This is a genomic window from Nonomuraea sp. K271 (genome assembly GCF_009908215.1).
Lineage (GTDB): Bacteria > Actinomycetota > Actinomycetes > Streptosporangiales > Streptosporangiaceae > Nonomuraea > Nonomuraea longispora.
Window position 1 is genome coordinate 16,226 of the sequence record NZ_JAAAHR010000129.1, and the last position, 12,020, is coordinate 28,245.

The 12,020-nt window shown below is 68.0% G+C and carries 6 protein-coding genes; 5 read left to right on the top strand and 1 reads right to left on the bottom strand.

Annotated elements, in window-relative coordinates:
• Positions 1 to 18: 18 nt before the first annotated feature.
• Positions 19 to 2,601, bottom strand: coding sequence for an alpha-glucan family phosphorylase (gene glgP, locus GUY59_RS33495; protein ID WP_138201684.1), 2,583 nt, complete (start codon positions 2,599 to 2,601; stop codon positions 19 to 21).
• A 282-nt stretch (positions 2,602 to 2,883) separates the two neighbouring features.
• Here glgP and GUY59_RS33500 point away from each other — a divergent pair, with 282 nt between their 5' ends.
• From GUY59_RS33500 to glgB, 5 genes are all read left to right on the top strand, one after another.
• The gene (locus tag GUY59_RS33500) at positions 2,884 to 4,974 is read left to right on the top strand and encodes an alpha-1,4-glucan--maltose-1-phosphate maltosyltransferase (protein ID WP_138201683.1); all 2,091 of its coding nucleotides are present in this window, start codon (positions 2,884 to 2,886) and stop codon (positions 4,972 to 4,974) included.
• A gap of 71 nt (positions 4,975 to 5,045) precedes the next feature.
• Entirely contained in the window at positions 5,046 to 6,746 is a 1,701-nt protein-coding gene (gene treS, locus GUY59_RS33505; RefSeq protein WP_138201682.1) for a maltose alpha-D-glucosyltransferase, read from the top strand.
• A gap of 3 nt (positions 6,747 to 6,749) precedes the next feature.
• Complete coding sequence (locus GUY59_RS33510) at positions 6,750 to 8,075, top strand: maltokinase N-terminal cap-like domain-containing protein (protein ID WP_138201681.1); 1,326 nt, start codon at positions 6,750 to 6,752, stop codon at positions 8,073 to 8,075.
• A gap of 961 nt (positions 8,076 to 9,036) precedes the next feature.
• Positions 9,037 to 9,222 (top strand): hypothetical protein, encoded by a 186-nt coding sequence (locus GUY59_RS33515; protein WP_138201680.1) that lies wholly within the window; start codon positions 9,037 to 9,039, stop codon positions 9,220 to 9,222.
• A 400-nt stretch (positions 9,223 to 9,622) separates the two neighbouring features.
• The gene (glgB, locus tag GUY59_RS33520; protein WP_132341968.1) at positions 9,623 to 11,788 is read left to right on the top strand and encodes a 1,4-alpha-glucan branching protein GlgB; all 2,166 of its coding nucleotides are present in this window, start codon (positions 9,623 to 9,625) and stop codon (positions 11,786 to 11,788) included.
• Positions 11,789 to 12,020 lie beyond the last annotated feature (232 nt).

A 12,020-nucleotide genomic window follows, 5' to 3' on the forward strand; every position in this document is an offset into this window, starting at 1 on the left:
GTCATCCCGAGCTGCTGGTCAACGCAGAGTTCCGTTGGTCATGCCGACGGGCTCCTCGGGCACGGTGACGAGGCCCAGCTCGGCCGGGGTGACGACGAGCGGGTGGTCCGGGACGACCCGCACGGTGTAGCCGAAGGCGCCCGTGTGGTCGAGCGGGACGACCCCGGTGTAGTGCGCCCGTTTGTCGTCCTCCACCGACGCCAGCTCCAGCTTCGCGTACGAGGGACGCACCAGCTCGTCGTGCGGCCCCACCTTGCCGTAGACGGCCTCGACCCGCACGTCGCCGGGCTCCAGGTCGCCGAGCGCGATCGTGGCGTGCAGCTCGATCGACGACCCGACCTCGGGCGTGTCGCCCACGCCGGTCGCCTCGGCGTGCTCGACCCTGACGCCCGGCCACGCCTTGGCCACCCGCAGCCGCCAGGCGGCGAAGGCCTTCGCCGGCGCGTACGCGTCGGCGGACAGCGCCCTGGCCGCGACCGCCGCCGGGTTGTACAGGCCGACGACGTAGTCGCGCAGCATGCGCCCGGCGAGCACCTTCGGCCCGAGCGAGGCCAGCGTGTGCTTGACCATCTCCATCCACCGCCGGGGCAGCCCGTCGCCTGGCCGGTCGTAGAACCGGTCGGACACCTCGTGCTCGATCAGGTCGTAGAGCGCGGCGGCCTCCAGCTCGTCGCGGCGGTCGGTGCTGGCCACGCCGTCCGCCGTGGGGATCGCCCAGCCGTTGGAGCCGTCGTACCACTCGTCCCACCAGCCGTCGCGGATCGACAGGTTGAGACCGCCGTTGAGCGCGGACTTCATGCCGGACGTGCCGGACGCCTCCAGCGGGCGCAGCGGGTTGTTCAGCCAGACGTCGCAGCCCTGCACCATGAGCTGCCCGAGCGCCATGTCGTAATCGGGCAGGAAGACGATGCGGTGCCGGACCTTCTGCTGGTCGGCGAACTTGACGATCTGCTGGATGAGCTTCTTGCCGCCCTCGTCGGCCGGATGGGCCTTGCCCGCGATCACGATCTGGACCGGCTTGTCCGGGTCGAGCAACAGCTCGGTGAGCCGTTCGGGGTCGCGCAGCATGAGCGTGAGCCGTTTGTAGGAGGGGACGCGCCGGGCGAACCCGATGGTCAACACGTCCGGGTCGAGCGCCTCGTCGATCCAGCCCAGCTCGGCGTCGGAGGCCCCGCGTTCGCGCCACGACCGGCGCAGCCGCGCGCGGGCGCCCTCGACGAGCCGCCCGCGCAGCGTTCCCCTGATCTGCCAGATGTCGGCGTCGGAGATCTTCTGGATGTCGTCCCAGCCGCGGGCGCGTTCGATCAGCGAGGGCAGCTCGCGGTCGGCCAGCTCCATGAACTCGCGACCCACCCAGGTGGGGGCGTGCACGCCGTTCGTGATCGAGCCGATCGGCACCTCGTCCAGATCGAAGCCCGGCCAGAGGTCCTTGAACATCTCCCTGCTGACCTCACCGTGCAGCCGCGAGACGCCGTTGACGCGCTGGGCGAGCCGCATGCCCATGACGGCCATGTTGAACCGGCCGGGGTCGGACTCCGCGCCCAGCGCCAGGATGCGGTCGACGGGCACGGTCGGCCAGGCGTTCGAGCGGCCGAAGTGCCGCTCGATCATCTCGACGGGGAACCGGTCGATCCCGGCGGGCACGGGCGTGTGCGTGGTGAACACCGTGCCGGCGCGCACCGCCTCCCACGCCTCGTCGAAGGAGAGCCGCGCCTCGGTCAGCTCGCGGATGCGCTCGAGGCCGAGGAATCCGGCGTGGCCTTCGTTGGTGTGGAACACCTCGGGCTCGGTATGCCCGGTGATCCCGCAGTACGCCCTGATGGCCCGCACGCCGCCCACGCCCAGCAGCAGCTCCTGCATGAGCCGGTGGTCGGTGCCGCCGCCGTAGAGCCGGTCGGTGACGTCTCGGGCCGCGGTGTCGTTGTCGGCCACGTCGGAGTCGAGCAGCAGCAACGGCACCCGGCCCACCTGCGCCACCCACACCTGGGCGTGCAACACGCGGTCGTCCGGCAGCCCGATGCGGATCTTGACCGGCGTGCCGTCGGCGTCCTTGAGCAGGCTGAGCGGCAGCCCGCCGGCGTCGAGCGACGGGTAGTGCTCCTGCTGCCAGCCCTCGGGCGACAACGACTGCGTGAAGTAGCCGTGGCGGTAGAGCAGGCCGACCGCGAGGATCGGCACGCCGAGGTCGCTGGCGGCCTTGAGGTGGTCTCCGGCGAGGATGCCGAGACCGCCCGAGTATTGGGGCAGGGCCGCGGCGATGCCGTACTCGGGGGAGAAGTACGCGATGGCGCGCGCGGCGTCGGGCAGCGTCTGGTACCAGCGCGGCGCGATCATGTATTCGCGCAGGTCGTCGGCGGCGTCGGCGAGGCGGCGCAGGAAGCGGCGGTCGGCGGCCAGCTCGGACAGCCTGGCGGGGGTCACCGCGCCGAGCAGGGCGACGGGGTCGTGCCCGACCCGCTCCCAGAGGCCGGAGTCGACCTCGGAGAAGAGGTCCATGGTCTCCGGGTGCCATGACCAGCGGAGATTGTGCACGAGCTCGCCGAGGGCGGCCAGCTCCGCGGGCAGGACGGTGCGGACGGTAAACCGGCGGATTGCTCTCACGTTTCTGCACCCTACGGGCTAGGAGGGACCTCTCAGTCCTTCACCCTCATGATGACCGTTCAAACCCCTTCCAGGAACAAGCATGAAGAGGCACCATTGGGGCAACTTTCCTCTTTGTTGGCCCTCCCACAGACACACTCGGGAGGTCTATCCACTGCTGTCCAGAAATAACGTGCAAGGATCGTTACTGCCAGGGTGGCCGCCTCCAGCGGATCACCGGCGCGTGCATCCACGGAAAGCCTCCGGCGGCACCGAGTGTGTCGCCGCAAACCCTTGAATGCGATGATCGGACGAATTCCCATCACGGACATCTCCCCTGTCGTCGACTGCGGGCAGTGGCCCGCCAAGGCGGTCGCCGGCGAGACCTTCGAGGTCTCGGCGACCGTCTTCAGAGAAGGCCACGACGCCGTGGCCGCGGGTGTGGTGCTGACCTCGCCCGACGGGCAGCGCGGGCGGCTGAGACAGATGCGCGAGCTGGCGCCGGGCACCGACCGCTGGGGCGTGGAGGTGTGCCTGCCGGCCGAGGGCGACTGGCTGTTCCGCGTGGAGGCGTGGAGCGATCCGATCAGCACGTGGCTGCACGACGCCGAGATCAAGATCCCGCGCGGGATGGACGTCGACCTCATGTGCGAGGAGGGCGCCCGGCTGTTCGAGCGGGCCGCGAGGGCCGTACGCGTGGCCGACTGCGCGAATGACCGCCCTGCCCAGGAGGGCCAGGCCGGCGCGAACGGGCAGCGCAGGCAGAACGGCAACGGCGAGAGCGCGTGCGGGCACCGCGCGGCGCTGCTGTCGATCGCCGCCACGCTGCGGGACGACAACCTCGATCCGCGGGCGAGGTTGTCGATCGCCCAGCTTCCCGAGACCGCCGCGCTGCTGCAGGCGCACCCGTTCCGCGAGCTGGTGACCAGGTCCAGGTCGCACAAGGTCAGGGTCGACCGGCGCAGGGCGCTCTACGGCTCCTGGTACGAGTTCTTCCCCCGGTCGGAGGGGGCGATCGTCGACGAGTTCGGCGTCAGCAAGTCCGGCACCTTCCAGTCCGCCGCCAAACGGTTGCCCGCGATCGCCGGGATGGGCTTCGACGTGGTCTACCTGCCGCCCGTCCATCCGATCGGCACGACGTTCCGCAAGGGGCGCAACAACACGCTGAGCCCTGAGCCCGACGATCCGGGCTCGCCGTGGGCGATCGGGTCGGAGGACGGCGGCCACGACGCCGTCCATCCCGATCTGGGCACGCTGGAGGACTTCGACGAGTTCGTCGGCCGGGCCAAGGAGCTCGGCATGGAGGTGGCGCTCGACTTCGCGCTGCAGTGCTCGCCCGACCACCCCTGGGTGAAGGAACATCCGGAGTGGTTCACGATCAGGGCGGACGGGTCGATCGCGTACGCCGAGAACCCGCCGAAGAAATATCAGGACATCTACCCGATCAACTTCGACAAGGACCCGGAGGGCGTCTACGCCGAGGTCAAGCGGGTGCTGCTGCACTGGATGCGCCACGGCGTGCGGATCTTCCGGGTGGACAACCCGCACACGAAGCCGGTGGTGTTCTGGGAGCGGCTGCTGGCCGACATCCACACGACCGATCCGGACGTGATCTTCCTGTCTGAGGCGTTCACCCGGCCCGCCATGATGCGCGCACTGGCCAAGACCGGCTTCCACCAGTCGTACACGTACTACACGTGGAAGAACTCGAAGTACGACGTGGAGAGCTACCTGGCGGAGCTGGCCCACGAGACCTCGCACTATCTGCGGCCGAACCTGTTCGTCAACACGCCGGACATCCTGCACGAATATCTGCAGCACGGCGGCATGCCGGCGTTCAAGATCAGGGCGGTGCTGGCCGCGCTGACGTCGCCGGCCTGGGGGGTCTACTCCGGGTATGAACTGGGGGAGAACGTACCGGTACGCCCGGGTAGCGAAGAATACCTGGATAGCGAAAAATATCAGTACAAACCTCGCGATTGGGTCACAGCTGAACGCGAGGGACGTAGTCTGGCTCCCTTCATCACTCACCTGAATTTGTTTCGAAGAGCGCATCCGGCACTGCAGGAATTGCGTAACCTACGGTTCCACAGGGTCGATCAACCGGACATCGTTTGCTTCTCGAAACGGCTACCCGGCGCCTATGACACGGCCACACGAAGGCACGGGCTGGGCGACGTCGTACTGGCGGTCATCAACGTGGATCCACACCACACCCACGAGGCCACCGTAGATCTCGACCTGCCCGCCATCGGTCTCGACTGGAACGCGGAGTTCGTCGTCGACGACGAGTTGTCGGGCGAGTCGTACCGCTGGAGACAGAGCAACTATGTACGCCTCGACCCCCACATCCAGCCTGCCCATATTCTCACCGTACGAGCCGCGCCACGGTAGAACTGAATTCAGCGGGGAGTCTTCAACGTGTGTGACAGCGCCTCCCTCATGAGCACCCTGCGAGGCGGCTCATGAGCATCACACCCATTCCCAACACTTTTGACGAAGAGAAGCCGCGCGATCCCTACTGGTACAAACGCGCGGTCTTCTACGAGGTCCTCATCAGGGGCTTCGCCGACTCCAACGGCGACGGGACCGGCGACGTCCGCGGGCTCATCAGCCGCCTCGACTATCTGCAGTGGCTCGGCGTCGACTGCCTGTGGCTGCTGCCGCTCTACGAGTCGCCGCTGCGTGACGGCGGCTACGACATCGCCGACTTCATGAAAATCCTTCCCGAGTTCGGGGATCTGGGTGACTTCGTGAAACTCGTGGACGAGGCACACAAACGCGGCATGCGCGTCATCGCCGACCTCGTCATGAACCACACCAGCGACGCCCACCCCTGGTTCCAGGCGTCGCGGCACGACCCCGAGGGCCCGTTCGGCGACTTCTACGTGTGGTCCGACACCGACGAGAAATACCAGGACGCCCGGATCATCTTCATCGACACCGAGACGTCCAACTGGACCTACGACCCCGTGCGCGGCCAGTACTACTGGCACCGGTTCTTCCACCACCAGCCCGACCTCAACTACGAGAACCCGGCCGTGCAGGACGCGATGCTGGAGGTGTTGCGGTTCTGGCTGGACCTGGGCATCGACGGGTTCCGGCTGGACGCGGTGCCGTACCTCTTCGAGGAGGAGAACACCAACTGCGAGAACCTGCCGAGGACCCACCAGTACCTCAAGCGGATCAGGTCGGAGGTCGACCGCCTCTTCCCCGACCGGGTGCTGCTCGCCGAGGCCAACCAGTGGCCGTCGGACGTCGTGGAGTATTTCGGGGACCCGGTGGGCGGCGGGGACGAATGCCACATGGCCTTCCACTTCCCGTTGATGCCGCGGATCTTCATGGCCGTACGCAGAGAATCGCGCTACCCAGTCTCCGAAATTTTGGCTCAAACGCCGAAAATCCCGGAGAATTGCCAATGGGGCATCTTCCTCCGCAACCATGACGAGCTCACGCTCGAAATGGTCACGGACGAGGAACGCGACTACATGTACACCGAATACGCCAAAGACCCCCGCATGCGGGCAAATGTCGGCATTCGTCGCCGCCTGGCACCCCTGCTGGAGAACGACCGCAACCAGATCGAATTGTTCACCGCGCTGCTCCTGTCGTTGCCGGGCTCCCCGGTGCTCTACTACGGCGACGAGATCGGCATGGGCGACAACATCTGGCTCGGCGACCGCGACGGCGTGCGCACCCCTATGCAGTGGGACCCCGACCGCAACGCCGGCTTCTCCGACTGCGACCCCGGGCGGCTCTACCTTCCGGTCATCATGGATCCGATCTACGGCTACCAGGCCATCAACGTCGAGGCCCAGCAGAAGAACGCCGGCTCGTTGCTGCACTGGACCAAGCGCATGATCGAGATCCGCAAGCGGCACCCGGTCTTCGGCCTCGGCGGCTACGCCGAGCTCAACTCCTCCAACCCCAGCGTGCTGGCGTTCGTGCGCGAGCTGGGCGACGACCGCATGTTGTGCGTGAACAACCTGTCGCGCTTCCCGCAGCCGGTCGAGCTCGACCTGCGCAGGTTCGTCGGCGTCTCTCCCGTGGAGACGATGGGCGGGGTCCCTTTCCCGGCAATTGGCGAACTTCCGTATCTTTTGACGCTTCCAGGGCATGGGTTCTACTGGTTCACGCTCCCGCCGGCCGTCATCCAGGAGGAGTAGGACGTGCTTGACGAGCTCCTTGCCACATGGATCGACCGCCAGCGTTGGTTCGGTGGCAAGGGGCGCCCGATCGACGCTCTGTCGATCGACTCGGACGTCGAGCTGGCCCCCGGGCTCCGGCATCTGATCGTCGCCGTCTGGCAGGAGGGCTCGCGCGACCGCTACCAGGTGCTCCTCGGGGAGCGCCACTCGCTCCCCGACCGGCTCGCCCACGCGCTGATCGGCACGGTCGGCGACGTCCACCTCTACGACGCCGTACACGACTCCGAACGCACCGACTGGCTGCTCGACGGGATGGCCCGCGGCGAGGACCGCAGCGGGCTGCGCATGCGCCACGTCCCCGGCGCCGCCATCGACACCGAGCCGCGCAGCATGGTGCTGAGCGCCGAGCAGTCCAACACCTCACTGGTGTACGGCGACGCCTACATCTGCAAGTTGTTCCGCCGGCTCATCCCCGGAGTCAACCCCGAGCTGGAGATCGTCAACGCGCTCGCCGCCAGGAACGCGCCGCACATCGCGCAGCCGTACGGGTGGATCGAGACCGACCTCGACGGCACCGGCACCACGCTCGCGTTCATGCAGGAGTACCTGTCCACCGCGAACGACGGCTGGGACCTCGCCCTGGCCAGCGTGCGCGACCTGTACGCCTCACTGCCCGAGATCCCCGCGTCCGAGGTCGGAGGGGACTTCGCCGCCGAGTCTCTGCGGCTCGGCGCGGCCACCGCCCGCGTGCACCGCGAGCTGGCCGCCGCCTTCCCCACGGACGTCATCGAGACGCACGAGGTCAAGCGCATGGCCGAGGGCTTCAGACGCCGGCTCGGCCGCGCCGTGGCCGAGGTGCCCGCGTTGCGCCCCCACGTTCCCGGCATCGAACACGCCTGCCACCAGGTGGAGCTGCTCACCAACGAGGTGCCCGTGCAGCGGGTTCACGGCGACTACCACCTGGGCCAGGTGATGCGCACCACGACGGACTGGGTGGTGCTGGACTTCGAGGGCGAGCCGGGGCAGCCGCTGGCCGAGCGCAGGGCGCTGTCGTCGCCGCTGCGCGACGTGGCGGGCATGCTGCGCTCGTTCGACTACGCGGCCAGGCACCTGCTGGCCGGCCACTCCGAGGCCGACGACCTTGAGCCGCGGGCCCAGGAGTGGGCCGACCGCAACAGGGCCGCGTTCCTCGACGGATATGCCGAGGGCGGCGGCGTGATCAACCGCGGGGACGCCGTGCTGCTGCGGGCGTTCGAGTTGTCGAAGGCCGTGTACGAGGTCGTCTACGAGGCCCGCAACCGGCCCACATGGCTGCCGATCCCCTTGGCCGCCTTCCGCCCCCGCTAGCGCCCTGATCGGGAAGCCCGGCGAAACCCAGCGGTCACCGCACTGGTTTCGACTGCGCATCATCGGCATCAGCAGCCCGTGGGTCTCGTCGTCGGCGGCGACCACAAGCCCACGGCCTGCCTCGATCGGAACACCGCCGATCCCGGTGACAACGCAGCCGGCAGCCCGGCACAAGGCGATGCCGGCCGCGCGAAGTGCACGCTCATGGACAGGTCACCGCCATCGGTGACCTACGCGGCGCGCTTGCCGGCAGCGACCCGGCCAGCGCCAGGCTCGTGGACACGACCCGAGGACGGGAACGTTCGACAGCATGCTGCCGGCGGTGTAGTTCAGCGTGCCGCACAGGGGGTCCACCAACCACTGGCGCACAGCGCCGGCGGCGCCCTGCTGCCCAGTCTTCCTCGCCGAGCACCGCGTCATCGGGCCGTGCGCCGCGAATGACGCCAAGGATCGACTTCTCAGCCTCCGCATCGGCGGCGGTGGAACCTTCCCGGTCAGACCGGAGAGGTGGTGTCCGGCGGCCGGCTGAAAACGATGACCTGGCGAAACGTCCGGCAGATGTCCTGTCGATGTCCTTTACTGCTCGGCCTGGCTTCACGAGAATCTTGCACCACTATGAGCTGGTCATGCGCCCAACGGTGGAAATTGATTTCCGGTGCATGATGCTCACATCTCGCCACGCACAGGTTGAACACTGGGTCCGCAGTCCAGAACGAACCGGTGGCAGCAGCAAGGAATGAGCCCGGGACTCAGGAAGAGGAATTTCGTGAAACCTTTTATAGCAACGCTCACGGGCATCGCCACGACGGCGGTCCTCCTCGCGGTTACGACGCCCAGCGCGAACGCTGCGACGTACGCTCTGCTGGCGCAAAGCAGCAAAGGCGGTGTCACCGCCAAACTCTGGCGTAACAAGCAGACAGGGAGGGTCCACGCGAACGCTCTGAACGTGAGGCCAGGAGAGATGGCCAGACTGGACCTCTACGCGGGCATCACACGGGAGAAGGTCATTCTCCAGCCGGGCAAGGGCAACAAGCTCAACACCCGGTCGCGGCCCGTCCATCCGCCGCAGAGGTGGTCGGCCTGCGCGGGTTCCCCCGTTGGAGGGTCGCGTTTCGTGTGCACGCGGTATGTCCGCATCGGCCGCTGACCGCCGGGACTTCCCGTATAGAGGTCATGACCGGAAACCCGCGTACGGTCGTTGAGCCGTACGCGGGTTTCCGCTGCCCGGCCGGCGGGAGGACCGCAATGCGGACATAACGGCGGCCCCGACCGCTCCGGGACGACATGCACCACCCGGCCGCCGAGAACATGATCGACCACCACGCTCTTCCCTTCCCGGTGACTGACCGTCACCTCATGAGATCACCCAACGTGATCAACCGGCCACCCTGGCCCGGAACACTACGAAGACCCGGTTAAGAACGGAAAAAGGATCCCCGATCGGCCCGTGGGTGGACCCGGATTTTGCACTTTCGGTGATTGTCTCGGTGATAGCGGGCAGTGCCTGGGATGGACGGTCATCATGGGGCAAGGTGGGGAGTATGCCGATGAGGACAGAGCTCGACCGCCTGGCGGGCGGGGCGCACCACGATCCGCACTCCGTGCTGGGAGCGCACACCGTCACGGGCGGCGTGGTCTTCCGCACGCTGCGGCCTCTGGCCGAGCGGGTCACGGTGGTGCTCGACGACGGTACGAGCCACGTCATGAAGCACCAGGCCCACGGCGTGTTCGAGGTCACCGTCCCCGGGCTCGACAAAGTCCCCGGTTACGCCCTGAGCGTCAAGTACGCGGGCGCGGAGCCGTACCTGATGCGTGACCCCTACCGGCACTGGCCCACGCTGGGCGAGGTCGACCTGCACCTCATCGGCGAGGGGCGGCACGAGCGGCTCTGGGAGGTGCTCGGCGCCCGCGTGATGGAACACGAGGACGTCGAGGGCACGGCGTTCGCCGTCTGGGCGCCCAACGCGCGCGGCATCAGGGTCGTCGGCGACTTCAACCACTGGGACGGCACCGCCTACCCCATGCGCTCGCTGGGACGGTCGGGGGTGTGGGAGCTGTTCGTTCCCGGGCTGGGCGTGGGCGAGCGGTACAAGTACCAGATCCTCGGCGCCGACGGGATGTGGCGCGACAAGGCCGACCCGATGGCCAGGCGGACCGAGGTGCCGCCGATGACGGCGTCCGTGGTGGACAGGTCCGAGCACGTCTGGGAGGACGGCACGTGGATGGCCGAGCGGCGCGAGAGGCAGCCGCAGCACGGCCCCATGAGCATCTACGAGGTGCACCTGGCTTCCTGGCGGCCCGGGCTGTCGTACGCCGAGCTGGCCGAGCAGCTCTCCGCGTACGTGTCCGACCTGGGCTTCACGCACGTGGAGCTGCTGCCGGTGGCCGAGCACCCGTTCGGCGGCTCGTGGGGTTACCAGGTGACGTCCTACTACGCGCCGACGGCCAGGTTCGGCACGCCTGACGACTTCCGCAAGTTCGTGGACCTGATGCACCAGCGCGGCGTCGGGGTGCTGCTCGACTGGGTGCCTGCCCATTTCCCCATGGACGACTGGGCGCTCGCGCGCTTCGACGGCACGCCGCTGTACGAGCACGCCGACCCGGCGAGGGGCGAGCACCCCGACTGGGGCACCTACGTGTTCGACTTCGGCCGCAGGGAGGTCAGGAACTTCCTCGTGGCGAACGCCCTTTACTGGCTGAAGGAGTTCCACGTCGACGGGCTGCGGGTGGACGCGGTCGCGTCGATGCTCTACCTCGACTACTCGCGCCGTGAGGGCGAGTGGACGCCGAACGTCTACGGTGGCAGGGAGAACCTCGACGCGGTGGAGTTCCTCAAGGAGATGAACTCCGTGTGCTACCGCGAGGCGCCCGGCATCTCGACCGTGGCCGAGGAGTCGACGGCCTGGCCGGGGGTGTCGCGCCCGGTGCACCTGGGCGGGCTCGGCTTCGGGTTCAAGTGGAACATGGGCTGGATGCACGACACGCTGGAATACCTGCGCCACGAGCCGATCTTCCGCCAGTACCACCACCACAAGATGACGTTCTCGCTCCTGTACGCGTACTCGGAGAACTACGTGCTGCCGCTGTCGCACGACGAGGTCGTGCACGGCAAGGGTTCGCTGCTGGGCAAGATGCCCGGCGACGAGTGGCAGCGGTTCGCGCAGGTGCGGGCGCTGCTGGCGTTCATGTGGGCCCATCCGGGCAAGCAGCTGCTGTTCATGGGGGGCGAGTTCGGCCAGGGCTCGGAGTGGTCGGAGGAGCGCGGGCTCGACTGGTGGGTGCTGGAGTTCGACGGCCACCAGGGCGTGCAGCGGCTCGTACGCGACCTCAACCGCGTCTACAAGGAGACCCCCGCGCTGTGGCAGCAGGACCACACGCCCGAGGGGTTCCGATGGATCGACGCCGACGACGCCTCCGGCAACACGTTCTCGTTCGTCCGTTACGGGACCGACGGGTCGGCGGTGGCGTGCGTGGTCAACTTCAGCGGCGGGCCGCACGAGAACTACCGGCTCGGGCTTCCGTACGGCGGCCGGTGGACGGAGATCGTCAACACCGACGCCTACGACTACTGGGGCAGCGGCGTGGGCAACATGGGCATGGTGGAGGCGGGCGACGAAGCGTGGCATGGGCTGCCGCACTCGACGACGCTGCGGGTGCCGCCGCTCGGCGCGGTCTGGCTCAGGCACGAGACGCCGGCGGTGGACGGGGACTGATCGGCGGACCCAGGCGGACACAGGGCGGCGCAGGCGGCGCAGGCGGACACTGAAAGTTCTGTGAGAATGCGGGCGCGAGCCCTGGGCGTGTCGGGCAAATCGCCCTAAACTCCGAGATCATCCCCTCTCGGAGGACGACGCGTGCGACTTCGCCCCCTGATCGTGTGCACGATCGCCCTGGCCCTGCTGCCGCTGTCGGGCGCGGCCCATGCCGACGGCCCGACGCCCACCC